Genomic DNA, 24505 nt, shown 5'->3' on the forward strand with positions numbered 1-24505 from the left:
CAAGAACGGGGCCGCGCCGGGCTGGACCCCGATCGCGACCCCTCGGGATCACCACCCCCACGTCCTTTAGGAGTGGATCACCTTGTCCGCATCATCCCAGACTCCGCCCGGGGCTCTGCCACCCGAGGCCCCGCCCGCGCAGCGGCCGATGGCCGAGGCCGAGCGTGACGCGTACGCCGCATACGGCGTCGCGATCCCGGCCCCTGCCGGACCGGCCGAGCAGGAAGCGCCGGCGTCGACGTCCTCCGTACAGCTCGCGACCGGCGTGATCCGGAAGGCGATGGCCGATGGGTCGGCGACGGCCGAGGACATCGCCCAGGCCGAGGCGGCCGCCGGGATCCTGTTCGACCCGGAGACCGCCGCGACGATCGCGACCGACGCCTACGAGCTGGCCCGGGCCGAGGACCGCGCCGAGCTCGCGCTCGCCGAGCAGGACCGCGAGGCCCTCGACTGGCTCCGCCTGCGGTGGCGGGCGATCGGCCAACTCTGCGAGGGCCGCCCGGACACCGACCTCCTGACGGTCCGCGAGGTCCTTACGGCCGCCGACGGCACACCGCCCACCGGCGCTCCACTCGCCATCACGTGGGCCCCGGAACAGGGAGTCGAACTCTCCGACGGCAGGCTCACCGGACGGACGGTTGTGCCGTGCACGACCGCCCGCGGCGGGAGCGCCGCTCTCGTCCTCGACGACGAGCAGCGCGAGAAACTCGCAACGCTCCTCGGCCTCCAGGTCTGCGACATCAACGCCCCGTGCGAGACGCCCGGCTGCGGCGAGGGCGCCGACGCCGAGGTGTCGGACCTGTTCGGTTGGTCCCGCCTGGAGATCGCCTCCCTCAACCAGGGGCCGCGCTGGTACTGCAGCGACATGTGCGTGTTCGCCGCGCTCGCCCGCGCCGGCCACGAGCAGCGCGAGGACGAGCGCCAGGCCGAGCTCGGCGGTGACCTGTGATATCGGCTCTCGACACCTACCTCGGCTGGGACAGGCCCGAGCACTACGACGGCTGCAAGCGTCCGTCGTGGGACGTCGCCGTTCGACGTGACGAGCACGCGGCCCGCTACGGCGGCGGGTTCGGCGAGCCGCCGGCGAAGCACGCGTGCCCGGACGAGTACTGCGCGCACGGCACCTTCTTCACCAAGGTCACGGTGCGGATCGTGTGCCTGTCGTGCGGGGCCGCGCAGTTGGTCACCGGTGAGCACACCGAGGACACCGGCACCTCGATCACGAGTTCCAGGCACCTCGGCTACGGCCTGGCGCCGCGTCAGGCGGCCGGCCTGCTGCTGTGGCCCGGGCAGGCGTGGCTGGACTTCGGGCGCGCCCTGTCGGAGGAGCCGCACGACTTCGTCGTCACACGGATGGGCGTCAAGCGGGTCACCGAGGACGTCATCGTCGGTCAGCTCACCCAGGGCCGCGGCAAGCTCGGCGGCATCGTGTGGACGGCGCTCGCCGTGCCCGACCCCGAGGGCCCGTTCGGCTACGGGCAGCAGATCCGCTGGGCGCACCGCAACGACGGCCGGGGCGACGGTGGTGCGCCACTGCGCACGGTCAAGGCGGCCGCCAGGTGGGTCGGTGCACGCGTCGTTGAACACCAGGTGCTGGCCGGTGGTGCAGTGTGAGGGCCATCGAGGAGAGCGCGGCCGTGGCCGCCACCGTCGAGGGCATCGGGAAGGACACCGGCGACGGCAGCCAGTCGTCCGCCGGCGGCGTTCACCCGGCCCAGCCGTTCCCGCACCTGCCCTACGGCGACGCGCTGCACGCGGAGCTGACGCTGGCGGGGCTGGCCCCGGACGTGATGGCGGCCGGCGTGCGCGCCGAGGGCCCCTACGGCGAGGGGCCGAGGGAACTGTTCCTGCGGGCCGAGTGGCTGCCCGGGCACGAGGACCTGGCCGCCCCGCACGAGGCCGGGATGGTGCTGCAGTGGTCGCACCTGACCGGCTGGAGCCTGCTCTTCGGTGACGACCTGGTCGTCCTGGACGTCGACGACCTGGCCGCGCCCGCCCTGCTGACCGATGCGGTCCTCGAGGGAGCCGTCCACGGCATCGGCATGCGCTACCTGCCACCCGAGGGCGCGGCCCGCTGGGAGCACGCCCGCGGCCTCGATGTGGCCCTCGATGCCCTCGCGGTCCTGGGGGGTGAGTCGTGAACGCCGCCGTGTGGCTCATCAGCATCGCGTCGGGCGCCGCACTCGTGCTGTGGGTGGTCGCCGGCGTCATCGACGCGCTGGCCGAGCGCCGCGAGGTGCCACGCGTGGTGCAGCCCGTACGGGCCTGGCCAGCGCCGCCGCCGTGGAGCCGGGGCGAGTTGTTCCGCGCCCGCCAGGCCCGGGCCGCCCGGGCACGTCGACGCCAGTTGGCAGCAAAGGACGTCGTCCGATGACCCGTACCGAGGCGATCGCCGCCGTCCTGCGCCGCCCGGTGCTTGAGCGTCCGCTGCTCGCGCACGAGTTGCGCGGACCGATGGTCCAAGGCCTGGGCTCCGGCACGACGGTCGTGGAGTGGGAGGCGAGCGTGCCGCAGTTGGCCGAGGCCATCGACCTCGCGCTGGCCCAGGCCGATGCGTCCACGGCCGCGGCGATGGCCGGCAGCGCGGCCGCCGGTCACGCCCTGGTCGTCGAGGACCGGGGCGGTGACCTGGTCGGCATCTGCCAGTGCAGCCGAGTGCTGGGCCGCATCAACCCCGGCACCCGCCTCGATGCGCTCGCCGTGCCCTGGATCCGCCACACCGGCTCCGGCCTCACCGCGGCCGCCACGCGTACCTGACCTCACCCGAACTCCCGGGCGGGCGTGACGTGCCCTGACAACCGTCGCGCCCGCCCGGGCACCAACCACTGAAGGAATCCATGATGCGCCGCTCCGTCGAGCTGCAGATCATCACCGACGCCCTCGCGACCGGCCCGGGCGGCAACCGCCGCTCGTGCCAGCGGATCTGGGGCCGCGCCTTCGGCGCGAGCCTGGACACCGGAGCCGCCGGAAACGTGTGGGTGTCCGACGTCCACGAGCTCGCCGTGCACGTCCACACCCGCCTCTACGGGCGCCCCGACGTCACCGTGGCGGAAAGCCCGCTCGCCCGGGCCGCCACCGCCCGACGCCAGTCCGGCATCGAGGGCGAGATCGCCGCCCTCATGGACGCCGGCACCGAGCTCGCCTCCGCGCCCTGGTACCCGGCTCAATCCGGCGACCTCCTGCACGTCCACTACGAACAGGCCGGAGAGATGCCGCCGTTCGGCGAGACGTACCTGATCACCGAGCTCGACGACGGCTGGTTCAGCACGCAGTTGCTCGCCCATACCTGCCCGCTCGCAGACGACCAGGCCGAGGAGTCGGTGGGGTTCTTCGCCACCAACTCTGTCCAGGACCCGCTGTACGTGGCCTGGTACGAGGCCGGCCCGCACCGGCTGACGATCATCCGCGACGGCCGCCCCGTCCACATCGGCGGTGTCCGATGAGCGAGGACATGGCGTACGACGAGGGCGCTCAGGCCGTCGCGGCGATGACGGCTCAGGAGCTCGCCGCGAACGCGCGTGATGACGCCCCCGTGGACCCGGAGGACCTCGACTACGACGACCTGGAGCCGTGCGGCGAGGGCATGTGCCAGTGCTCGTGCGGCCAGGGCTGCGTCTGCGGGTGTGAGTGCCCGGGCGACGACGAATGGAAGCCGGGCGAGTGCGACCACTGCTACGGCCAGACCCTCGACGGCCCCCTCGGCCCGATCTACTGCGCGTGCGCGATCGGGCAGGGCGCCGGATACGAGGACTGCCGATGCGGGCCGCCGCCCGGGCACGTGCCCGACTCCGAGAGCGCCACCTACGAGATCGTCGGCACTCCTGACTCGGGGGTGGCGCGGTGACGCCGGCGTCGGCGCGGGCACTGCGCCGCCGCCGGGTGGCCGATCTGCGGGCGGCCGAACCGGACCTGAGTCTGCGGCAGATGGCCGACCGGCTGGGTATCTCGCGGGACACCGTGACCCGCGACCTGGAAGCGCTCGACCGCGAAGCGGCCGACATTCGTCCACCGGCCGAGGCACCGGATGGGCCGGTGGCCGATTCTGCGCCGCAGGTCAGTGAGGGAGATGACGTGGTGGCCGAGACCGGCACCGATCAGGTGGACGAGGCCGGCCGACGGGTGGCCGAGGATCGTCCACCGGCCGGTTCGGCCGCGGCCGACCTGGTGGCCGACGCTGCGCCGCCACGTCTGCCCCGGCGGATCCGGTCGGGCGAGGAGCTGGTGATCGACCTGTCGCGCTCGCCGGCGCTGCGTCGCGACCTGGCCGTCCTGGAAGCGACAGGGCTGAGTCCCGAGGTGCTGGTTGCCAAGGCGGTAGCGGTCCTTCGGTTCGGCCACGAGCAGGCCGTACGGGCCGGTCGTCTGCGCCCCGGTGATCCCTTCGTCGCCCTGGACGTGACGGTGGGCCCACCCCCGGCAGGCCTGCGGCGTCCCGCCCCCGCCTCGGGGCCCTGAGCCGGTCCGGCCGCCCCGTCCCCTCCATCCCCCAGGGGCGGCCGGACCTCCCGAACGCACGTACGAAAGCCGAGGTGGTCGTGATGTACCGGCTGTGGCTGGGCCTGTCCCTCCTGCTGCTGTGGGCGGTCCTCGCCTGCTCCGGCCCCGTGCCCGGGCGGTAGCGGCCGTGTCGGGTCGGTGGGCGCCCGCCGCGGCGTTCTTCGGCCTGCACGTCGACTGCGGCCACTACAGCACCCACCGCGACAAGTGGCTGCGCCTCCCGGTGGCCCGCTTCACCTGCCGGTGGGGCTGCGAACTCGAGGCGGTCGGCGTCGCCGACGTCATCGACTTCACCTCCACCACGGTCCCCGAACACGCCCGGCACTGCCCGGGCCCCAATACCCGGAGAACCCCATGAACTCCAGAGACACCCAGCCCTCCGTGGCCGAGGCCCGGCGCACGCCGTACGACCGGCACGCCTGGGAGGACGCGGTACTGCATGCCTCCTTCCACCCCCCTGTCCGGCAGATCGCGCTCACGCTCGCCCACTACGCCGGCCTTGACGGACACCTCCCGGCCAACGGCGTGCAGCACTCCGGCCGCCTGTCCGTGCGCACCGGTCTGGGCCCGGAGCGCGTGCGCAACAACCTGCGCGCGCTGGAGAAGGCGGGATTCATCTGGCGCCCGGACCGCGATCCCCAGAACGCGGGCCGCGTACGGCCGATCACGCTGACCATGCCGCCCGCCCGGGCGCGCGGCGAGCTCCCCAGTACGGGCGAGGTGCCCCAGTGAACGGCGAGCAGCAGTTAGCGCTGCTCCCGGACGATCCGCCCGCCTACGGCGGACCCGCGGCCGCCGCGGTCGCCCCGATCCGCACCCAGGGCCGCACCGAGTACGCCGTGCACTGCGACGGCCCCGGCGGCTGCGGCGCCTACCACCGCCACATCTTCCCCGGCATCCGCACCGGCCCGTGCGGCGCCACCTACACCGTTCCCGGCGGCGACGAGGTCGCCGACGACTCCAGCTAGGACACCGTGACCCACTCCCGCGAGCTCGCCCCCGAGCCCCGCCACAGCCGTGGCGGGGCCGGTGGTGCTGCGCGCGGGCAGGACGAGCCGTCGTGGCTGCGGCAGAAGGTCAAGGTGCCCAAGCGGGTATGGGGCAGTGGCCGTTACAGCCCGGGCGCGGTGGCCTGGCACGCCCAGATCACCGCCCTGCAGTGCCGCCCCGAACACTGCCGCGCCTCCGTCGCGGTGCTGGCCGGGTGGATGGGCGACAGCAAGCGCTCCGGGGAGCGCTACCTCGCCGAGCTGCACGCACCCGGCCCCGACGGCATCCCCGAACTGACCACCATCCGCCACACCGACGCCGCCGGCGACGGCGAGACCGCCGAGCGCTACACCCGCGCCCTCGCACGTGACGAGCACTTCGCCTATGTGCCGGTGCTGGCCGCCAAGACGCTGCGCCACCGGCTGTTCGTCCTGTACTGCGCGATCGCCTACGCCGTCGCCACGCGCACCCCGGTCACCATGGCCGAGCTGGCCGCCCTGCTGGGCGTCTGCGAGTACTCCGCGCGCCGCATGACCAACGAACTGGAGCGCCTCGGCTGGATCACCGTCCACCGCCGCACCGGCGCCCACGGCCGCAACGAGTTCGAGGTCCACGACCGCCCCCTGCAAGCGGTGCCTGACAAGCCCCCGCCACCGCACACAGATGGCGGATCGGGAGCGTGCACGGATGGCGGATCCCTCGCGTCTAAGGAAGACACTGGATTGACTGACGGGAGAAGCACGCAGGAGCGTGGTTCTTCCGCCGTAGGCGAGGTGACCGTAAGTGGTCGCCCGCCTGTGGATACCGGCGGTAACGCTGCGGGTGACGGTGTCGGTCGTCGCTCCGGTCGCTCCAGGGACCCTCGCGGCCAGGTCGTTCCGGCCTCCCTGCGGGGCCGTGTGCGCCCCGCTGCGCCCCCGGCGTACGCCACAGGCCCGCTGCTCGTCTCCCCGCGTGTCTGGGCCGTCCTGGCCCCCGTCAGGGATCTCCTGCCCCACGTCAGCAGCTTCGCGCTGCGGCGCATCGCCCGCGAGATCGGACGCCAACTCGACTCCGGGTTCTGGGCCGAGGACATCCGCGACCAGATCACCCGCCTGCGCCAGTGGACACCCGCCGAGGACATCCGCGATCCCGGCCGCTGGCTCCTCGGCGCCGTCCTGCCCGTCCGCTCCCGCTGCGGGCGCCCCGGCTGCCACTGGGGCTTCCTCGCCTACACCGGCATGCCGTGCAAGGCCTGCAGAGAGTTGGAAGCCGACCGTGCCCGCGGCGACCACCCCCCGCATAGCGCCTGGCACGAGTGCACCCAGTGCCAGAAACCCAGCCGACAGCCCTTCCCCGACGGCCTGTGCCGCACCTGCGCCTGAACCACTGAGAGGACCCCTCCTGCGATGCCCTCGACGCCCTACCCGATACCGCGCCCGCCCGCCCCCAACGGCTACGGCACCTGCCCCGACTGCCACGCCCGCGTCCTGTACTGCCTCACCGACTCGAACAGACGCACGATTGCCGTGGAACCCGAGGCCGACCCCACCGGCAACCAGGCCGTACGCGTCGACACCCAGGGCCTGTACTGGGCCCGCCAGCTCTCCAAGGCCCGCCCCGCCGTCGAACAGCGCGAAGTCCTGCGCCGCCCCCACATCGCCAGCCTCACCTGCCCCGCCGCCCTCCGCGCCCGCGCCACCCGCGCCCGCCGCACCACCGGCCGCGCCCGCACCGGCGTACGCCCCACCCCCTGGCGGCAACGATGACCACCACCAGCCCCGCGGAACGAGACCAGCAGATCGCCGCCATGCTCCGCGCCGGCGCCACCTACACCCAGATCACCCGCGAGCTCGGCGTCGGCAACAACACCGTCCGCCGCGTCCGCGCCACCCTCGGCATTCCCGTGCCCTCCGGCCGCGCAGGCTCCCGCCCCCTCACCGACACCGAACGCGCCACCCTCACCGAACAACGCCACCCCCGCGCCGCCGCCATGCTCCGCGCCGGATTCACCCACCAGCAGATCGCCGACGCATGCGGCATCGGCGCCGGCACCGTCACCGACATCCGCCGCGCCCTGAACATCCCCGTCCCGCCCGGCCGCCCCGGCCCGAAAGGCCCCCGCCCAGCACTCGCCCTCGACCGCCAGGCACTCGACGACCAGATCGCCGAGCTCCTCACCGCCGGCCACACCAACGCCTACATCCGCGCCCACCTCCACGTCAGCTCAGCCCGCGTCACCCGCGTCCTGCACGAACGCTCCATCCCCCTCCCGCCCGAACGCGCCAGGTACCAACGCCGCGGCCGCCACCTCTCCGACGACCGCACCCGCACCGACCAGGCACACGAACCAAGCCCCGGAGACACGCCGTGACCCACAGCCCCGCGCGCCGCGACTGCACCCCCGCCGAGGCCATCGCCCACGCCCTCGACGACCACTGGCTCACCACACCCCCCGGCGAACCGATCTACCACACCCAGGCCGCCGAAGCCGTCCTCGACCACCTGAACGGCCACGGCTACACCATCGCCAGCGACACCCCAAGGACCCCCGTGCCCAGCCTCCGCACCATCACCACGACCGCCCTCATCACCCTGGCCACCGCCGCCTCCGCCATCGCGGCCGCCATCCGCACCGAGTGGGCCTGGGCCGGCATCGGCGTACTCGCCGCCGCCTTCCTCGGCCACGAGACCCTCCGCGACCTCCGCGACCGCCGCCGCCGGCGCCCCGCCCGATAGACCGCCCTCGCGCGCGCACGCGCCTGCGAACGCGCGCGCGGTAACCGCAGGCGCACGCGCGCGAGGGACACCACCCCTACCCGCCAGTACACATGGCCGCATCACACCGGCCGGAAAGAACGATCATGAGCAAACAGTTCGACTACATCACCAGCGACGACCCGTTCGCCGTCTGCCAGTCCGGCACCCGCCTCAGCCCAGCCGTCAAATGCGGACACAAGGACCCCGGCTTCTTCGTCATCCTCTTCGGACGGCCCATGTCCCAAACCGAGGGCGAAGCGCACCAGCGCATCGACACCGTCATGGGCCGCTGCAACCTCGCCGACCTCTTCGGCTCCGTCCAGGCCCAGATCCTTCACCGCGAAGGCGAAGACGCACTGAAGGCCTTCCTGGCCGCCGTCACCCACCACACCGACGCCAGCCTCGCCGCCCTCAGAGACATCCACGCGCAGCAACGCGACTGCTGTGAAGCCGCCTTCCGCACCGGCGGCCGCGAACACACCTGCGGCAGGAACGAGACCCAGCCGTGAACAACCCGAACACCACCCACCGCGTGCTGCGCGAGGTCCTCGCCGAACGCGCCCGCCAAGACGAACGCTGGGGCGAACAGAACCACCCCGACGGCACCGGGCCCACCATCGAGCTCCTGCCCGGCTGGCCCGCCCGCGAGCTCGCCGACGCAGCCCGGGCCACCTGCCAACTCCACGCCGACCAGGGCATCCTCACCTACCGCGACGTCTTCGGCGAGGAGGTCTGCGAAGCCCTCGCCGAGAACGACCCCGCCAAGCTGCGCGCCGAACTCGTCCAGGCCGTCGCCGTCGGTGTCCTCTGGATCGAGGCCATCGACCGACGCCGGACCCAGGCACGCGCCGAGGAGGTGCCCCAGTGACCCGGCCTCCGACCGACGAACACGGCGCATACATCCGCTCGACCATCGACCCGGACACCCGCAAAGCCGCGTGCCTGCTGCGCTGGGGCCCGGTCGAGGCGCTCCTGACCCCCGAGGTCACCCTGAACACGGCCCGCGACCTCACGGCCGCTGCCGCACACGCCGAGACCGACATCGCGTTCCTCGACTGGTGCCGCCACTCCCTCAAGGTCGACCTCAACACCGCCGGCCACATGCTCCTGGACATCCGCGCAGGGCGCCCCGCACCGCAGGACAAGGTCGCGCTGCGCATCGAGGCCGTCGCCGGAGCCAAGACCGGTCTGCCCATCGTCCGCGTCGGCCGCGGCTCCATGAAGGGCGACCTCACCCCCGACGAAGCGCGCCAGATGGCACGCCACTGGACTGAAGCCGCCACTGCCGCACAGATCGATGTCCGCCTCCGCTACGTCCTCGGCGAGCACCCAGCCCTCACCCCAGGAGACATCGACCAGATCTTCAGCCAGCTCCAAGGACTCCAGCGATGACCGGCTGCCCCCTCTGCCCGCGCAGCGCCCCGGACGGCCAGCACCTGTGCCCGCTGCACGCCGCCGACATCCGCGGCTGGCTCGCCGAACTCCCGCACCAGGCACGCCTCCTGGCCGATTTCCTCGCGCCCGCCGGCCGCCTCGCCGAGGGCCGCCTCGGCGGCACCGGCCGCGCCACCGCCCCCGTCCCCGTCGACCTCCGCGTCCTGGTCCTCCTCGGCCCCGGCCGCTACGACCCCATCGGCCCCGACGACGACGGCACCGCACCCATCGCCGCCGTCCTCGGCGCCTGGGCCGGCCACATCGCCTACCACTACCCCTCCGCCTACCGAGACCCCCACGGCACCGCCCACACCGGCCCCTGCGAGCAGGCCTGGCCCGTGCGCGGCGAGACCATCACCGGCTGGTGCACCTGGCTCACCGCCTACCTTCCGTTCGCCCTCACGCTCCCGGTCGCCGCCGAGTTCCACCGCGCCCTGGAGAGCCTCGTCCACCGCATCCGCGACATCACCCACGCCATTCCGCACCAGCACGAGATGACCGCCGCCTGCCCCACGTGCGGCAGGTGCGCGCTTCAACGCACCGACGGGCAGTGGGAGATCGTCTGTTCCTTCTGCGGTCACCGGATGGAACCCGAGGCTTACGAACAGCACGCCGCCGCGACCCTCGCCGCCCACCAGGCCGCCGACCCACCCGCCGCCTGAACCCGTGCCACACTCCCTGTGGCGCCTGCCTTCACATGGTGTCCACCGGCCCGCCACACAACCCCCGTCGTGGCGGGCCGGTGTGTTCCTGCTGGACAAGATCGCGACTTAGCGTCACACTCCTGCCAGCGGCACCCGTGTGTCCGCGCCCAGGACAACACCGCACGGAAGCCTTGCACCGCAGCAGCCCCAGGCCAGCCAGGCCCGGGGCTGCTGCCATGAACGGACAGTGGGGGGTGACACATGGACACCCCCACCTACACCACCCCCGAGGCCGCCCAGCTCGCCACCCGCTGGCGCCGCGCCCTCTCAGGCGGCGCAGCCGCGGTCAAGCCCTGCACCATCCGCCAGTGGGTCACCCGAGGCCACCTCACCGCCTGCGGCCTCGACGAACGCGGCCCCCCCCTCTACGCCCTGCCCGACCTCGCCCAAGCCGAGTACAAGACCCGCACCCGCGCCCTCATCCTGGCCAGCGCCCCCTGACCGCCCCCGCCCCACGATCGTGCGGGGCCGCGTCCGACCCTCCCGATCCGTTGGATGGCGCGCCGTACGGCTTGCTGCCGGGCAAGGCCATCACGGATCGGCGAGGCTCCGGCGGCCCCGCACTCATGACCACCCAGGGCCGGGTGGAGGGGAGAGGCTGACCGGGTGACCTGACACCCGGTCAGCACCCCCACCCCTGGGGAGGTGAGGCACATGCCCACCCGCGCACCCCGCCCCTGCAGCACAGGCGCATGTCCGGGCACGCCCGTACGAGGCTCAGCCAAGTGCGCCGACTGCCTGGCCCGCTCACGCCGCGACCGCCCCTCAGCCACGGCCCAGGGCTACGGCGCCGAGCACCGCCAGCGATTCCGCGCCGGCGTCCTCGCCCGGGACCCGACGTGCGTGTGCACCGAGCAGGGCCATGGCCATGGCGTGCCGTGCGGTGCCCCGAGCGAGCATGCCGACCACTGGCCGCTGTCCAAGCGCGAGCTGCAGGCACGGGACTGGGACGAGCACGACCCCCGGCACGGCCGCGGCCTGTGCCACCCCTGCCACTCCAAGGAGACCGGCAAGCACCAGCCCGCCGGCTGGAACGACACCCCGCCGTTCTGACACGGAGGGTGAGGGGGAGGGGGCCCCGGATCCCTGGCTCCTGGGGACCGCGGAACGCGGGGGGGAGGACCCTCTCGCGCTGACAGGTAACGGGAACCGCCGTACCGGGGCCGCCGCCGTAACCGAACGTGACCGGCAATCGCCCGCTGAGTTGATCATGGAGGTGCTCGTGAGCCAGGTGTGGATCGTCGCCGAAGTGAAGCGCTTCGCCGCCGACGGCTGGGCTGACGACTGGGAGTTCGCCGGCGTCTTCACCACCCGGGCCGCGGCCGCCGACGCATGCACGCGCCCAGGCATGTGCCTGTTCTCCGCCGAGCTCGACGCCCTCGTGCCGAACGCCGAGGTCACCACCCGGACGCCGAACCTGGCCTACCCCGCGGGCGCGGAGACGCGCCGTGGGTAAGCGCGGGCCCGCCGGGAAACCCACCGCACTGCGCGTTCTGCACGGCGATCGCAAGGACCGGATCAACACCGACGAGCCGCAGCCCGACGCCGGCGAGGTCGCACCGCCCGACTGGCTCGGCGACCAGGCCCTGGAGATCTGGGACACCTACGCCCCCGAACTCGAGGCCAAGCGCGTCCTGACCCCGTGGGACGTCGAGGCCTTCGCGAACTGGTGCGACGCGGTCGCCCGCCGGCGGGACGCCGCCGAGCACGTCGACGAGGAGGGCGCCGTCGTCGAGCTGAACGTCTTCAACAAGAACGGCGAGCTCACCGGCACACGGCGCGCGAAGAATCCCTGGCTCCTCGCCCTCGACGCCGCCGACGCCCAGGTCCAGAGATACGGGGCCCGCTTCGGGCTGACCCCGTCCGACCGGGCCGGGCTGCGGATCCCGAGCGAGGGCAGCGGGCAGGGGCCGGAGCGGCTGCTGTCCTGACCCTCGGGAGGGTGCCATGTCCCCGGCCGCGACGACCCGGCGCCCCGCCCGCAGCAAGGCCGCCACCCGCCCCGGGCGTACGACCCGGCGGCGCGTCCTCAAGGTCGACCACAACAAGCGCTGGCGGCCGAGCAGCCGGCGCGGCGGGACGTGCGGGTACACCCTCGACGGCAAGACGTGCAGCAAGCGCGGCGCGCACTACTGCGAGCCGCGCGCCGACAAGGTCGTCAAGTTCTTCGCCGAGCTGCTCATCCATCCCGCCGGCGCGCTCGCCAACACCCGCTTCGTGCTCGCACCGTGGCAGGAACACGAGATCATCCGGCCCCTGTTCGGCGAAGTGCACTGGTCGGAGCAGTGGGGCCGCTACGTCCGCCGCTACACCCGCGCGACGATCGTCATGGCCCGCAAGAACGGCAAGTCCGCGCTGCTGTCGGGCATCGCGCTGTACATGCTCGTCGGGGACGGCGAGGAGTCCGCTGAGGTCTACTGCGCGGCCGCCAACACCCGCCAGGCCGGGAAGGTGTTCGAGCCCGCGGTCAAGATGGTCCGCAAGTCGCCGATCCTCGCGGGCCGGCTGACGCACATCAAGAACATCCGCCGCCTGGTCGACGAGAAGACGAGCAGCCACTACGAGGCCATCCCGTCCGACGCCGACAACGAGCTCGGCCACTCGCCGCACTGCTTCATCCTCGACGAGGTCCTCAGCCAGCCCGACGACACGCTGTGGAAGGCGATGGTCACCGGCGCCGGCGCGCGCACGCAGCCCCTCATGCTGGCGATCACCACCGAGACCACCGACCAGGTCAGCTTCGGCGCCGAGTTCATCGACGAGGCCGACCGGGTCATGGAAGACCCGGCCCGCTCCCCGCACCACTTCGCGTTCGTGCGGAAGATGCCGCGCAACGTCGACGAGCTGGAACGGCTGTGGCGGCTGTTCCCCGCCCGCCCCGAACTGCCCGTCTCGCTGGATCCATGGGACGAGGCGAACTGGTACTGGCCCAACCCCGCCCTGGGCAGCTTCCTGTCTGTCCAGGCGCTGCGCGAGGACGCCAGCGAGGCCCGCACGGACCTGTCCAAGGAGAACGGGTTCCGCCAGTTCCGCCTCAACCAGCGTGTCTCGCAGGTCACCCGGTGGATCTCCATGGACCTGTGGAACGCCCGTACCGGCGAGGTCGCCCCCACCCCGGACTGGATCCGCGGCAAGCTGCGCGGCCAGCGCTGCTGGGGCGGACTGGACCTGTCCAGCAAGCTCGACCTGACCGCGTTCGCGCTCGTCTTCCCCGGCGGCGAGGTGCTGTGGCGGTTCTGGATCCCCGAGTCGGTCGTGCCGCAGCTCGCCGAGCACACCGGCGGCAAGTTCGCCGAGTGGGTCCGGGACGGCTGGATCACCGCGACCGAGGGCGACACGATCGACTACGACCGGATCTACGACGACATCACCGCGGACCACAAGGAGTTCCGCATCGTCGACATCACGTACGACAAGTGGTCCGGCGAGCCGGTACGGCAGGAGATTGTCAAGCGCACCCGGCTGACCATGGTCGAGTCGGACACCACCTACCTGCGGATGACGCCGCCCATGGCAGAGCTCATGCGCCGGCTGAAGTCCAAGGACGACGAGCTGCAGCACTTCGGCAACCCCGTCGCCCGGTGGATGGCCGACACCGTCGAGAAGAAGTCCCCGCGCGACGACCCGGACCGCCAGCGGCCGGTGAAGCCGGACCGCGAGAAGACCGGCAAGCGCATCGACGGGATCCCCGCGCTGCTGTTCGGCCTCGACGGCTCGATGCGCGGCCTGCCCAAGAAATCCGTCTACGAGAGCCGCGGAATGCTCGGCTGAAGGGAGGGCGAGCGTGGATCGCTGGGACGTGTTCGGCCTGGTGGGACTGCTGCTGCTCGGGGGCGGACTGGGCCTGCTGGCGCCCTGGCTCGGCGTCGCCGTGGCCGGCCTGCTGCTCTTCACCGTCGCGGTGTGCGGAGCCCTGGCCGAGCACCGCCAGGAGGCGCGCGCACAACTCGCCGAAGCGGTCGCGGGCAAGGGCGGTGAGCGCTGATGGGGATCCTGCGATCCGCGACGGCCGCCGTCGCACACGCCAAGTCCGGTCCGCTGTCGGGGATCGCCACCCCGGAGAAGTGGATTGTCGACTGGTTCACCGGCGGCATGGAGAACAGCTCCGGCGTCCGCGTCGACCAGGAGACGGCGATGATGTACGCGCCGTACTTCGCCGGCGTACGCGTCATCTCCGAGGACGTCGGCGGCCTGCCGCTGTTCATGTACGAGCGCCTGGCCCGCGGCAAGCAGCGCGCCACCACCCACCCGCTGTACACCCTGCTGCACGACGCCCCCAACGACATGATGGGCGCCCTGTCGTTCCGGGAGGCCCTGACCGGTCACGCGATGAACTGGGGCCGCGGCGCCGCGTACGTCGTCACCCACGAACGCACCGGCGTCATCGAGGAGCTGTGGCCGCTGCGCCCGGACCGGCTGCACGTCAAGTGCCGGCGTATGGGCAAGGGCCGCTTCGAGCGCTGGTACCAGTACCTCGACGACGTCAACGGCATCTATGCCAACCTCGCCCCAGGCGAGGTCCTGTTCGTGCCCGGCGTCGGCGACAACGGGTTCGGCGGCCACTCCATCGTCGAGCTCGCCGCGAACTCCATCGGGCTGGGGCTGGCGACCGAGCACTACGGCGCGAAGACGTTCGACAACAGCTCCGCCCCGGGCGGTTTCCTCACCCACCCCGACGTGGTCTCCGAGGAGGCCCGCAAGCGGATGCGGGCGGACTGGGAGGCCTACCACCGCGGCATCAACCGGGCGGGCCTGATGGCCATCCTGGAAGAGGGCGTCACCTGGACGCAGGCCGGCCTGCCCAACGACGCGAACCAGTTCCTGGAGACCCGCAAGCTCCAGGTCACCGACATGTCCCGCTGGCTGCGCCTGCCCCCGCACATGATCGGCGACCTCGACCGGGCCACCTTCAGCAACATCGAGCAGCAGCAGCTCGACTACGTGTCCATGGCCCTGGCGTCCTGGCTGGTCCGCTGGGAACAGGCCATCGTCACGCAGCTCCTACTGCCCGAGGAACGCGCCCGCTTCTACCCCGAGCACCTGGTCGACGGACTCCTGCGCGGCGACACCGCGGCCCGCTACGCGGCCTACGCGATCGGCCGCCAGTGGGGCTGGCTGTCCGCCAACGACATCCGCGAGCGGGAGAACCTCAACGCCATCGACGGCGGCGACGAGTACCTCGTCCCGCTCAACATGGTGCCCGCCGGCAGCAGCAGCGCCGGCGCCCCCGAGCGGTCCGTCGTACGGCTGGCCCGGATGCTGCGCGGCGGCCGCCGCTCCTGGCGGGCCCGGGCGAACATCGCCGCCGCCTGGGAGTCGAAGATCGCCGACGCCGACCAGGAGATCGCGGACCTCGAGGCCGAGAAGGTCGGCGAGCTCGTCGCCAAGGACCTGCCCGTGGCCGAGGACGGCGACCGCTCGTTCTCACACCCCGCTGACGGCGAGCGGCCCCGCCGCGTCCGTTCGGTCGCCGGGTTCCTCCAGGGCCTCGGCCGGCTGTACGCCGAGGACGGCCCGATCGGCGAGCGGATGTCGGCATTGTGGCTGCCGCTGTTCACGGCCTTCGCCGCAGACGTCGCCATCGAGGCCGCCGACGAGGTCGGGCATGAGGACGACATCGACCTGTCGGTGTGGGCGCGCGCGTACGTCGTCGCCCACGTCGCCTACCGGCTCGCGTCGTCCTACGGGCAGTTGCGGAAGATCGCCGAGGACAGTGAGAGCGACCAGGTTGCGCAGGCGATCGTCGACCGCTTCACCAAGTGGCAGGAGGAGCGGCCCGAGCAGACGGCCCGCTGGGAGGGCAGTCAGCTCTCGAATGCGGCCGCCCGCGAGACGTGGAAGGCCGCCGGCGTCACCACGCTGAAGTGGGTCACGCAAGGGTCGAAGAACTGCCCGTACTGCACGAAGCTCGACGGCCGTACGACCGAGATCGAAACGCCGTTCATCGGCAAGGGCGACGAGGTCGACGGCGACGAGGACGGCGAGCAGCTCGTCGCCAAGCGCAACACCTTCCACCCGCCCGTTCACCCGGGCTGCAACTGTCAGGTGGTGCCCGTCGTATGAGCGAACCCGAGATCGAGCAGGGCCACTGCGCGGGATGTCTCGCCGCCGCAGAACGCGGGCCCTCCGGCGCCTGGTGGCACCTGAGGCGTGAGGACTCCTGCCACCGCATGGATGCCCGCTTCGTGCCCGCGGGGCCGGAACAACGCCAGGAGCCAAGGTCGCCGCGCGACCGGCAGATACGAGACCCCGGGAGGAACCGATGAAGGTGAAGGATCTGCGCGGCCGCCACTACACACGCGGCTTCGTGAAGCGCGCCGACGACGCCGGCGACGCGGAGAAGGACATGGGCAAGCCGCTGCCCATCGTGGCTGCCACGGCCGGCCGCAAGGCCGACGGCCTGAACCTCGTGATGGACGGGGTGGATCTGGAGCGCTTCAGCGCCAACCCCGTCATCGGCTACGGGCATTCGTACTGGGGCCGCGAAGGCCTGCCCAAGGGCCGCGGCGAGGACGTCCGGGTCGACGGCGACCAGCTGCTCATGGACGTCGTCTTCGACCAGGGCGACGAGTTCGCCCGGGACATCGAGCGCAAGTACCGCGGCCGCTTCATGAACGCGTTCTCCATCGGCTTCGACGTCCACGACATCGCCGACGACGGCACCGTCAAGTCGTGGGAGCTGTACGAGGTCTCGGCGGTGCCGCTGCCCATGGACCCCAACGCGCTCGTCGCCGACGGCCGCGACGGACAGCTGGCGCTGGCCCGGGCACTCGGCCTCGACCAGCGCGGCCCGGCCGCCGACGCGTTCGCCCAGGCCGTCATGGAGCAGCTCGGCGCCCTCGACATCGGCGCCCTGCGCGCGGGCGCAGTGCTGTCGAAGAAGAACAAACAGCTCGTGCAGAACGCCGTCGACGCACTGTCCGAGCTCCTCGACGCCGCAGGCAGCGACGACACCAGCGACGACGGCCGCGGCATCGACCCCGAGATGTACGGCCGCGCCCTGCGCCTGGCCGGAATCTCGGCCTGAGATTTTCCGCCCCCGCACCGACGGGCGGCACAACCCAACACCCTGAGGGGACGGAAGCATGACCACTCTCGCGATCCGCTCGCTGAAGCAGAAGCGGACCCAGCTCGGCCAGGAAGCCCAGGCGATCATGGAGGAGGCCACCAAGGCCTCCCGCTCCATGACGGCCGAGGAGAACGAGAAGTTCGACCGGATCATGGGCGAGCGCGACGCCATCGACGAGACGATCGAGCGGGCCGAGCGCCTGGTCGACGACACCCGCGACGACATCGACGACCTCCCCGAGGACCAGCGCGGCACCGGTGACGCGCAGCTCAAGGCGTTCCGCACCTACCTGCTCAACGGGCGCGCCGCGCTCAGCGAGCAGCAGGTGCGCGCCCTCAACATGGGCTCGGACCCCGAGGGCGGGTTCCTGATGGCGCCGCAGCAGTTCGTGCAGCAGTTGCTGAAGAACATGGACGACATGGTGGCGATCCGCCGCCTGGCGACCGTGCAGCAGCTCACGAGCGCCGAGTCCCTCGGCGTGCCGACCCTGGACACCGACCTCAACGACGCCGACTGGACGTCCGAGGTCGCCACCGGCAGCCAGGACGACGCCCTGCGCTTCGGCAAGCGGGAGCTGCGCCCCAACCCGCTCGCCAAGCGGGTGAAGGTCTCCCGCACCCTGCTGCGCCGCGCGGCGCTGGACCCGGAGTCCATCGTCCGGGCGCGGATGGAGTACAAGTTCGCCGTCTCGGAGGAGAAGGCCTTCATGACGGGCGACGGCAACAAGAAGCCGCTGGGCCTGTTCACCGCCTCCAACGACGGCATCCCCACCTCCCGGGACGTCGCCACCGGCAGCGCCACCGGTATCACCGCCGACGGCCTGATCGACGCCAAGTACACGCTCAAGAGCCAGTACTGGAGCCGCGCCCGCTGGCTGTTCCACCGCGACGCGATCCGGATCGTGCGCAAGCTCAAGGACGCCAACGACCAGTACGTCTGGCAGGCCGGCCTGGCCGCGGACCGCCCGGACGTCATCCTCGAAGTGCCCTACGAGGTGAACGAGTTCGTGCCGAACACGTTCACCAACGGCAACTACGTCGGCATGATCGGCGACTTCTCGTACTACTGGATCGCCGACTCCCTCGCCATGGACATCCAGCGCCTGGTTGAGCTGTACGCCGAGACCAACCAGGTCGGGTTCATCGGCCGCCTGGAGACCGACGGCATGCCCACCCTGGCGGAGCCGTTCGTCCGCCTCAAGGCCGCTGTGTCCTGACCTACGGGCCGCGCCCGTAGCCCCCCGACGGAACGATCCTCCGGAAGGAACCCCATGAGCAGGACCGACCTGAAGAGCCACATCAGCGTGGCCCAGTCCCTGGCCCCCGCGTCCAGGACGGCCGCGGCCAACGGATCGGGCGTCGACCTCGCCGGCTTCGACGCCGCGACCGTCGTCCTCGACCTGGGCGCCATCGGCGGCACCACCCCGAGTTTCACGTTCGAGGTGCAGGAGTCCACCGACAACAGCAACTTCACCGCGGTCGCGGCCGCCGACCTCGACAGCGGCCAGCCGGCCGCGGTCACCGCCGGCGGCGCGGTCGTCGAGATCGGCTACCGCGGCATCAAGCGGTATCTGCGCGTCGCCATCACCGCGGCGAGCGGCACCACCCCGACCCTGCTGTGCTCGGCCACCGTCGTGCGCGGCAAGCCGCGCAAGCTCCCCGCCTGACCTGAGAGGACATCATGCGGATCACCATGAAGACCCTGTCCGCTCATCCGGACGGCACGCTGGAGAACGGCCAGACGTACGAGGTGCCCGGGCAGTGCAGCGAGGAACGGGCCGTCGAGCTCCTGGACGGCGGCTACGCGGTGCTCGCCGACGAGGACCTGGCCGCGGCCGCGCCGCAGGCCGAGGAGCCCGTGGACACCGGCGCCGACAAGCCGCTGGAGAAGCGGACCGTCGAGCAGCTGAAGGCCTTCGCCGCCGACAACGGCATCGACCTGGGCGACGCGTCGAAGAAGGCCGAGATCCTCGACAAGATCACGACCGAGCTCCAGCGGCGTGAAGAGGAGAGCGGCGACTGATGGCGTACGCGACCGCCGAGGAGTTCCGCCTGTTCATCCGGCACGCCGGCCCGTTCACCGACGAGGAGACGGAGCAGGCGGAGTTCCTCCTGGAACTGGCGGGCGCGTGCATCGAGGAGGAGACCGGGCAGTCACTGGAGCTGTCCACCGACACGCTCGTCCTGGACGGTGCGGGTGGCCGCAAGCTGGTGCTGCCCCGGTGGCCGGTCACCGCGGTCACCTCGGTCACCCTGCTGAAGGACGACGGTGACGACGAGGTCCTCACGTTCGGCGCGGACCACGACTACACGTGGTCCGCAGCCGGCACCCTCACCCGGATTGGAGCCTGCTGGCCCGAGGGCGACCGCGCCATCGAGGCCGTGGTCACCGCGGGCCTCGCCTCGTTCCCCATGTCGCTCAAGCGCATCGCGATGCGGCTGTGCGTGGCGCCCTGGACCAACCCGAACAACCTCTCCTCGGAGACCCTCGGGGACCTCTCCCGCTCCTACAACACGGCCACCGACATCGGCATGGAGCTGTCCAACAACGACCGCAAGCTGCTGGGCGCCTACAAGGCCAGGACGCAGTCGTGACCGGCCCGATCACCCACCTGCTCAACAGGAAGCTCGAAGTGTGGCGGCCGGTGTCCTCGCCGGACGGGTACGGCGGGCAGAGCACCACCCTGGCCCTTCAGCCCGCACCGGTCGCCGCCAAGGTCGACCAGCCGTCCGCGTCCGATCGGCTTGTGGCCGCGCAGACGGACAGCGACCACAGCCACGACATCTACCTCCAGCCGTCCGCCGACGTACGCCGCGGCGACGAGCTGCGCGACGAGGCCACGGGCGAACAGTGGCGGGTGTTCGCCGTCGTCGCCCCGTCCACGCCCGTCTACCGCAAAGCCCAAGCCCAGCTCATCCAAGGAGAAGGGGAGCCCGATGGCTGACCTGACGACGACCAAGATCTCTGTTGCCTCGGGCATCCTCGACCTCGCGGCCCAGGCGACCGCCGCGGCGGTGGCAGGGGACACCGCGGAGGTCGGCCCCCGCCGGTTCCTGTACGTCAACAACGGCAGCGGCGGCAGCATCACCGTCACCCTCGCCACTCCGGGCACCGTGTCCGGGCTCGCGGTCGCCGACCCCACCTACGCCATTGCCGCGGGCAAGGCCGGGGTGATCCCGCTGGCCAGCGTCTTCAGAGGCTCGACCGGCCGCGCGAGCATCACCTACAGCGCCGTCACCTCGGTCACGGTCCGCCCGTTCGAACTGCCCGCCTGATGGACGGCCTGCACCCGCACCCGGAAGACTCGCGGCCGCCGCTGCCGCGCGACCCCCTCGAACACCGCCAGGAAGCCGAACGTCTCCTGCCTCGGCGTGCCGATCTGGCCGTCGCACACGCGCTGCTGGCGATCGCCGGCGAACTGGCCCAGATCCGCCGCCAGATGGGGAAGAGGTGATCCGATGGCACGCCGACGGGCCAGCGTCACCGTCAACGGCATCGCGCGGCTGAAGAGGCGGCTGGAGGACCTGCCCGACGAGATCAGGCAGGCGCTCGCCAAGGGCGTGCAGAAGTCCGCGGAGGCCATTGCCGAGGACGTCGCCCGCAACGTGCCGGTCGACATCAGCGGACGCGACAGCCACCACCTCAAGGACACCGTCGACATCCGTTACCGCGAGGACGGCCTGATCGCCGAGATCGGCTGGTTCGACCAGCAGGACTACTACGCCGCGTTCGTCGAGTACGGCACCCGCCGCCAGGCCGCGCAGCCCACCCTGGGCCCGGCGCTGCAGCGTGAGCGCGGCCGCTACGCCTCCCGGCTGACCGACGAGGTACGGCAGGCTCTCCGGTGAGCGCCCCCGTTCCCGGCCTGGCGGCACTGCCCACCCAGGCCGGCATCCGCGAGGCGCTGCTCGCCGACGCCCCGCTCATGGACCTGATCAAGGGCGTCTTCGACTGGGTCGAGGAGAAGCAGCCCTACCCGTACATCACCATCGGTGAGGCGACGGAGACCCCCGCCAACGCCCACGACCGGTACGGCTCCGAGGTGCTGGAGACCCTGCACATCTGGGACCAGAACCGCGGCTTCGCCCAGAGTCTGACGATCGCGGCCCGGGTGATCCAGGCCCTGGACCACACACCGCTGACCATCGTGGGCCATGTCCACCGGTGGACGCGGTTCGTGTCCCTGCAGACGCTGCGGGACCCCGCGCCCCCGGGCGACATCCGCCATGTGCCGATGACGTTCCGCATCGGCACCGAGGTCGCCCCCGCATAAACGTTCGATCAACGACCGGCCCGTGCGCCGGACCTACTGAAGAAAGGCGGAGACCATGGCCGGTCTTGACGCATTCGGCACCCAGCTCAAGCGCGACTCCAACGGCGCCGGCACCTTCGTGGCTGTCGCCAACATTTCGGACGTGTCCGGCCCCTCCCGCTCGCGCGAGGCCATCGAGGTCACCGCGCACGACAGCCCGGACAAGTACCGGGAGTTCGTCAAGGGCCTCAAGGACGGCGGGGAGGTCGAGATCACCATCAACTACGACCCCGGCGACGTGAGTCACCAGGCGCTCGACGACGACTTCGAGGAGGACGACCTGAGGGACTACCAGGTCGTCGTCCTCCCGGGCAAGACGGATGAGCACACGTGGCAGTTCTCCGGGCTCATCACCGACCTCGGGGACGAGTTCCCCTACGACGACAAGATGGAACGCAAGTGCACCTTCAAGATCTCCGGCAAGCCGACCCTGACCGCGACCGGCTGACCACAGGAAGGGAGGGAGCGCCATGGCACTGCTGACGAAAGCTCAGATCAACTCGGCCGTCGACCGCGCATGGGAGGACGTGCCCGTGCCCGAGTGGGGAGAGGGCGCGATGGTCCGGCTGATGGAGCTCACCGCCGCCGACCGCGGCTACATCGAGGCCGGCAGCGTCGTCGCTAACGGCCAGAGCCCGTCGCTGAAGGTCGAGTCGCTCAAGACGTACCGCGAGAAGCTGGTCGGCATGTCGATGGTCGACGAGAGCTTCGAGCGGCTGTACTCCAACAAGGAGATCGCCGCCGGCGCCCTCGGCTCGAAGTCCGGTGCGGTCATCGAGCGACTGGCGGCCAAGGTCCAGGAGCTGTCGCGGATGGGCCGGTTCGCGGTCAAGGAAGCCGAGGGAAACTCCGACGCCGACCCGAGCGGCTCTTCCGATTCCGACTAGCGGAACACCTCGGGATGACCGTCGCCGACCTCGACATGCGGCTGGGGTCGGCGGAACTGACCGAGTGGATGGCCTACGAGAAGATCACCGGTCCGCTCGGCAGGCGCCGCCACGACATCCAGGCGGCGACCATCGCCTCCACCGTCGCCAACGCCAACCGCGGCAGGGGCAAGAGGTTCGCGGTGCACGACTTCATCCCGGCCTACGGGCTCGAACGGCAGGGGCCGCAGGAAATGCTTGCGACCATCCGCTCCATCAACCGGTCGATGGGGGGTGAAGAGCATGGCCGACGTGACGATTGAGGTCGCCGCGGACATGGGCAACACGTCCGCGACGATCGACGACGCAGCCGACAGCGTCGAGAGGCTCGGCGACGCAGCCGGCGACACCGGCGCCGACCTCGGTCAGGCGGACAGCCAGGCCGGTGGCCTCGCCGGCAGCATGGACAAGGTCGGCGTCGGAGCCCTCGGGGCCGCGGGCGCCTTCGCCAGCATGGGCGACATCGTCAACGGCGCCGTCGACCTGTGGAACACGGGGGAGCAGCGGGCCGACGACCTCGCGCGGGCACAGAACGACGTCGCCCAGGCCGCCCTCGACGTCAAGCAGGCCAACGTCGACATGCGGCAGTCCCAGATCGATGCGAACCAGGCGCAGTTGGACGGCACCCAGTCGGGCATCGACCTCAAGCAGGCCCTGCTCGACCAGAAGGTTGCGCAGAAGGAGTACAACGACGCGGTCAAGGAGTTCGGCCCGGACTCGCTCGAGGCGCAGCAGGCGCAGATCGACCTGGCCCAGGCGGATGCGGACGCCAAGCAGGCCAAGATCGACGGCAAGCAGGCGACCGCGGACTACGCCCAGGCCCAGGTCGACGGCAAGCAGGCGGCCATCGACGCCCGCAACGCCCAGCTCGACCTCAACGAGGCCCAGCGCAACCAGGTCGGCGCCGGCGTCATGGGCAGTTGGCTCGGGGTGATCTCGCAGGTCGGCACCGCACTGTTCGGCCTCATCGGCACCTTCGCGCTGTTCGGGGCCGGCACCGTCGCCACCGCCGCGACCGCCGTGGGCTCGGCCATCGCCACCGCCGCGGCATGGGTGGGCGCCTGGATCTCCATGGCCGCATCCGCCACCCTGAACGCGATCACCATGGCCGCCGCGTGGCTGCTCTCCATCTGGCCGATCGCGTTGATCATCGCGGCTGTCGTCGGCCTGGCCGTCCTGATCATCAAGAACTGGGACACGATCAAGACCTGGACGATCAAGATCTTCTCCGCCATCTGGGACAACCTGAAGGCGCAGTGGGACATCATCGTCGCCGGGATCTCCCGGGCCATCGACGGGATCAAATACCTCTTCTTCAACTTCACCCCGCTCGGCATCATCATCAAGAACTGGGGCGGCATCACCGGATGGATCTCCAACATGTGGTCCACCGTGGCCGGTGTGGTCCTGTCGGCGGTCCGCCGCATCGGTGGGTTCTTCAACGGGATGTGGGACGGCATCACCGCGGGCCTGAAAGCGGCCCTCAACGGGGCCATCTACCTGATCAACCTCGGCATCCAGTCGATCAACGACCTGATCTACGGAGCCAACCGGCTGCCCGGAGTCGATATCTCCTACGTGCCGTACATCCCCTACCTGGCTGAGGGCGGCGTCACGACCGGCCCCACCCTGGCCATGATCGGCGAGGGCCGCGAGCAGGAGACGGTACTGCCGCTGTCCAAGTTGCAGGGGCTGCTCGACATGCAGGGGGGCGGAGGGGGCCAGCCCGTGGTGTTCGACGTGCGCAGCAACGACTCAGCGTTCCAGGAGTGGTTCCAGGGCATGGTCCGCAACCGGGCCGGCGGCGACGTCGTCGTGTTCGCGGGAGGATGAC

General features: G+C 71.5%; 40 protein-coding genes. All 40 read left to right on the forward strand.

Translation table 11 applies throughout. From position 1 onward, the window contains the following. The first annotated feature begins 82 nt into the window (after positions 1-82). A complete protein-coding gene (locus tag ACIQJT_RS02275) occupies positions 83-949 on the forward strand; it encodes a hypothetical protein (protein ID WP_402639142.1) in 867 nt (288 codons plus the stop codon). Then, on the forward strand, positions 946-1614 hold the full coding sequence (locus ACIQJT_RS02280; RefSeq protein WP_402639144.1) for a hypothetical protein: 669 nt from the start codon (positions 946-948) through the stop codon (positions 1612-1614). The genes ACIQJT_RS02275 and ACIQJT_RS02280 overlap by 4 nt, the downstream gene beginning before the upstream one ends. Then, the gene (locus ACIQJT_RS02285) at positions 1611-2141 is read left to right on the forward strand and encodes a hypothetical protein (RefSeq protein WP_402639146.1); all 531 of its coding nucleotides are present in this window, start codon (positions 1611-1613) and stop codon (positions 2139-2141) included. Before ACIQJT_RS02280 ends, ACIQJT_RS02285 begins: the two co-directional genes overlap by 4 nt. Next, positions 2138-2374, forward strand: a complete 237-nt coding sequence (locus ACIQJT_RS02290; RefSeq protein ID WP_402639148.1) for a hypothetical protein — start codon at positions 2138-2140, stop codon at positions 2372-2374. Before ACIQJT_RS02285 ends, ACIQJT_RS02290 begins: the two co-directional genes overlap by 4 nt. After that, positions 2371-2757 carry a hypothetical protein gene (locus tag ACIQJT_RS02295; RefSeq protein ID WP_402639150.1) on the forward strand — a complete coding sequence of 129 codons (387 nt, stop codon included), beginning with the start codon at positions 2371-2373 and terminating at the stop codon, positions 2755-2757. Before ACIQJT_RS02290 ends, ACIQJT_RS02295 begins: the two co-directional genes overlap by 4 nt. An 80-nt stretch (positions 2758-2837) precedes the next feature. Continuing rightward, the gene (locus ACIQJT_RS02300) at positions 2838-3443 is read left to right on the forward strand and encodes a hypothetical protein (RefSeq protein WP_402639152.1); all 606 of its coding nucleotides are present in this window, start codon (positions 2838-2840) and stop codon (positions 3441-3443) included. After that, the gene (locus ACIQJT_RS02305) at positions 3440-3844 is read left to right on the forward strand and encodes a hypothetical protein (protein WP_402639154.1); all 405 of its coding nucleotides are present in this window, start codon (positions 3440-3442) and stop codon (positions 3842-3844) included. The genes ACIQJT_RS02300 and ACIQJT_RS02305 overlap by 4 nt, the downstream gene beginning before the upstream one ends. Continuing rightward, positions 3841-4455, forward strand: a complete 615-nt coding sequence (locus ACIQJT_RS02310) for a helix-turn-helix domain-containing protein (protein WP_402639155.1) — start codon at positions 3841-3843, stop codon at positions 4453-4455. Before ACIQJT_RS02305 ends, ACIQJT_RS02310 begins: the two co-directional genes overlap by 4 nt. Positions 4456-4624: 169 nt before the next feature. Next, a complete protein-coding gene (locus ACIQJT_RS02315; RefSeq protein WP_402639157.1) occupies positions 4625-4855 on the forward strand; it encodes a hypothetical protein in 231 nt (76 codons plus the stop codon). Then, positions 4852-5229, forward strand: coding sequence for a hypothetical protein (locus ACIQJT_RS02320; RefSeq protein WP_402639159.1), 378 nt, complete (start codon positions 4852-4854; stop codon positions 5227-5229). The genes ACIQJT_RS02315 and ACIQJT_RS02320 overlap by 4 nt, the downstream gene beginning before the upstream one ends. Next, the gene (locus ACIQJT_RS02325; RefSeq protein ID WP_402639161.1) at positions 5226-5465 is read left to right on the forward strand and encodes a hypothetical protein; all 240 of its coding nucleotides are present in this window, start codon (positions 5226-5228) and stop codon (positions 5463-5465) included. Before ACIQJT_RS02320 ends, ACIQJT_RS02325 begins: the two co-directional genes overlap by 4 nt. Before the next feature lie 6 nt (positions 5466-5471). After that, positions 5472-6851, forward strand: a complete 1380-nt coding sequence (locus tag ACIQJT_RS02330; protein WP_402639163.1) for a MarR family transcriptional regulator — start codon at positions 5472-5474, stop codon at positions 6849-6851. Positions 6852-6875: 24 nt separating this feature from the next. Next, a complete protein-coding gene (locus ACIQJT_RS02335) occupies positions 6876-7235 on the forward strand; it encodes a hypothetical protein (protein ID WP_402639165.1) in 360 nt (119 codons plus the stop codon). Then, the gene (locus ACIQJT_RS02340) at positions 7232-7840 is read left to right on the forward strand and encodes a hypothetical protein (RefSeq protein WP_402639167.1); all 609 of its coding nucleotides are present in this window, start codon (positions 7232-7234) and stop codon (positions 7838-7840) included. The genes ACIQJT_RS02335 and ACIQJT_RS02340 overlap by 4 nt, the downstream gene beginning before the upstream one ends. Continuing rightward, a complete protein-coding gene (locus tag ACIQJT_RS02345; RefSeq protein ID WP_402639169.1) occupies positions 7837-8205 on the forward strand; it encodes a hypothetical protein in 369 nt (122 codons plus the stop codon). Before ACIQJT_RS02340 ends, ACIQJT_RS02345 begins: the two co-directional genes overlap by 4 nt. Before the next feature lie 92 nt (positions 8206-8297). After that, positions 8298-8735: a hypothetical protein gene (locus ACIQJT_RS02350; RefSeq protein WP_402639171.1), complete on the forward strand. Its 438-nt coding sequence runs from the start codon at positions 8298-8300 to the stop codon at positions 8733-8735. Next, a complete protein-coding gene (locus ACIQJT_RS02355; protein ID WP_402639173.1) occupies positions 8732-9094 on the forward strand; it encodes a hypothetical protein in 363 nt (120 codons plus the stop codon). The genes ACIQJT_RS02350 and ACIQJT_RS02355 overlap by 4 nt, the downstream gene beginning before the upstream one ends. Further along, the gene (locus tag ACIQJT_RS02360) at positions 9091-9618 is read left to right on the forward strand and encodes a hypothetical protein (protein ID WP_402639175.1); all 528 of its coding nucleotides are present in this window, start codon (positions 9091-9093) and stop codon (positions 9616-9618) included. The genes ACIQJT_RS02355 and ACIQJT_RS02360 overlap by 4 nt, the downstream gene beginning before the upstream one ends. Further along, a complete protein-coding gene (locus ACIQJT_RS02365) occupies positions 9615-10322 on the forward strand; it encodes a hypothetical protein (protein WP_402639177.1) in 708 nt (235 codons plus the stop codon). The genes ACIQJT_RS02360 and ACIQJT_RS02365 overlap by 4 nt, the downstream gene beginning before the upstream one ends. A 243-nt stretch (positions 10323-10565) precedes the next feature. Continuing rightward, on the forward strand, positions 10566-10805 hold the full coding sequence (locus ACIQJT_RS02370) for a MerR family transcriptional regulator (RefSeq protein WP_402639179.1): 240 nt from the start codon (positions 10566-10568) through the stop codon (positions 10803-10805). Between the two features lie 213 nt (positions 10806-11018). Beyond that, a complete protein-coding gene (locus ACIQJT_RS02375; protein WP_402639181.1) occupies positions 11019-11417 on the forward strand; it encodes a holin in 399 nt (132 codons plus the stop codon). Positions 11418-11586: 169 nt separating this feature from the next. Continuing rightward, a complete protein-coding gene (locus ACIQJT_RS02380; protein WP_402639183.1) occupies positions 11587-11820 on the forward strand; it encodes a hypothetical protein in 234 nt (77 codons plus the stop codon). Beyond that, positions 11813-12295, forward strand: a complete 483-nt coding sequence (locus ACIQJT_RS02385; protein ID WP_402639185.1) for a phage terminase small subunit P27 family — start codon at positions 11813-11815, stop codon at positions 12293-12295. Before ACIQJT_RS02380 ends, ACIQJT_RS02385 begins: the two co-directional genes overlap by 8 nt. Positions 12296-12311: 16 nt before the next feature. Continuing rightward, positions 12312-14135 carry a terminase large subunit gene (locus ACIQJT_RS02390; protein ID WP_402639187.1) on the forward strand — a complete coding sequence of 608 codons (1824 nt, stop codon included), beginning with the start codon at positions 12312-12314 and terminating at the stop codon, positions 14133-14135. Positions 14136-14148: 13 nt separating this feature from the next. Then, the gene (locus tag ACIQJT_RS02395) at positions 14149-14349 is read left to right on the forward strand and encodes a hypothetical protein (RefSeq protein ID WP_402639189.1); all 201 of its coding nucleotides are present in this window, start codon (positions 14149-14151) and stop codon (positions 14347-14349) included. Beyond that, the gene (locus ACIQJT_RS02400; RefSeq protein ID WP_402639191.1) at positions 14349-16427 is read left to right on the forward strand and encodes a phage portal protein; all 2079 of its coding nucleotides are present in this window, start codon (positions 14349-14351) and stop codon (positions 16425-16427) included. The genes ACIQJT_RS02395 and ACIQJT_RS02400 overlap by 1 nt, the downstream gene beginning before the upstream one ends. A 199-nt stretch (positions 16428-16626) precedes the next feature. After that, complete coding sequence (locus tag ACIQJT_RS02405; protein ID WP_402639193.1) at positions 16627-17391, forward strand: hypothetical protein; 765 nt, start codon at positions 16627-16629, stop codon at positions 17389-17391. 58 nt (positions 17392-17449) lie between these two features. Continuing rightward, entirely contained in the window at positions 17450-18649 is a 1200-nt protein-coding gene (locus tag ACIQJT_RS02410; protein ID WP_402639195.1) for a phage major capsid protein, read from the forward strand. A gap of 54 nt (positions 18650-18703) precedes the next feature. Next, on the forward strand, positions 18704-19099 hold the full coding sequence (locus tag ACIQJT_RS02415; RefSeq protein WP_402639197.1) for a hypothetical protein: 396 nt from the start codon (positions 18704-18706) through the stop codon (positions 19097-19099). 14 nt (positions 19100-19113) lie between these two features. Next, positions 19114-19455: a hypothetical protein gene (locus tag ACIQJT_RS02420; RefSeq protein ID WP_402639199.1), complete on the forward strand. Its 342-nt coding sequence runs from the start codon at positions 19114-19116 to the stop codon at positions 19453-19455. Next, on the forward strand, positions 19455-20027 hold the full coding sequence (locus ACIQJT_RS02425) for a hypothetical protein (protein WP_402639200.1): 573 nt from the start codon (positions 19455-19457) through the stop codon (positions 20025-20027). The genes ACIQJT_RS02420 and ACIQJT_RS02425 overlap by 1 nt, the downstream gene beginning before the upstream one ends. Beyond that, positions 20024-20377, forward strand: coding sequence for a head-tail adaptor protein (locus ACIQJT_RS02430; protein ID WP_402639202.1), 354 nt, complete (start codon positions 20024-20026; stop codon positions 20375-20377). The genes ACIQJT_RS02425 and ACIQJT_RS02430 overlap by 4 nt, the downstream gene beginning before the upstream one ends. Then, a complete protein-coding gene (locus tag ACIQJT_RS02435; protein WP_402639204.1) occupies positions 20370-20708 on the forward strand; it encodes a hypothetical protein in 339 nt (112 codons plus the stop codon). Before ACIQJT_RS02430 ends, ACIQJT_RS02435 begins: the two co-directional genes overlap by 8 nt. Then, positions 20708-20887, forward strand: coding sequence for a hypothetical protein (locus ACIQJT_RS02440; protein WP_402639206.1), 180 nt, complete (start codon positions 20708-20710; stop codon positions 20885-20887). The genes ACIQJT_RS02435 and ACIQJT_RS02440 overlap by 1 nt, the downstream gene beginning before the upstream one ends. 4 nt (positions 20888-20891) lie before the next feature. Next, positions 20892-21281, forward strand: coding sequence for an HK97-gp10 family putative phage morphogenesis protein (locus ACIQJT_RS02445; RefSeq protein ID WP_402639210.1), 390 nt, complete (start codon positions 20892-20894; stop codon positions 21279-21281). Further along, positions 21278-21706 (forward strand): DUF3168 domain-containing protein, encoded by a 429-nt coding sequence (locus ACIQJT_RS02450; RefSeq protein WP_402639212.1) that lies wholly within the window; start codon positions 21278-21280, stop codon positions 21704-21706. The genes ACIQJT_RS02445 and ACIQJT_RS02450 overlap by 4 nt, the downstream gene beginning before the upstream one ends. Positions 21707-21761: 55 nt before the next feature. Further along, positions 21762-22193, forward strand: a complete 432-nt coding sequence (locus ACIQJT_RS02455) for a phage tail tube protein (protein ID WP_402639214.1) — start codon at positions 21762-21764, stop codon at positions 22191-22193. A gap of 22 nt (positions 22194-22215) precedes the next feature. After that, entirely contained in the window at positions 22216-22632 is a 417-nt protein-coding gene (locus tag ACIQJT_RS02460; protein ID WP_402639216.1) for a hypothetical protein, read from the forward strand. Between the two features lie 14 nt (positions 22633-22646). After that, a complete protein-coding gene (locus ACIQJT_RS02465; RefSeq protein ID WP_402639218.1) occupies positions 22647-22934 on the forward strand; it encodes a DUF4035 domain-containing protein in 288 nt (95 codons plus the stop codon). Then, positions 22915-24504: a hypothetical protein gene (locus ACIQJT_RS02470; RefSeq protein ID WP_402639220.1), complete on the forward strand. Its 1590-nt coding sequence runs from the start codon at positions 22915-22917 to the stop codon at positions 24502-24504. The genes ACIQJT_RS02465 and ACIQJT_RS02470 overlap by 20 nt, the downstream gene beginning before the upstream one ends. Position 24505: the final 1 nt, after the last annotated feature.

The organism is Streptomyces sp. NPDC091972, assembly GCF_044756385.1.
Classification (GTDB): Bacteria; Actinomycetota; Actinomycetes; order Streptomycetales; family Streptomycetaceae; genus Streptomyces.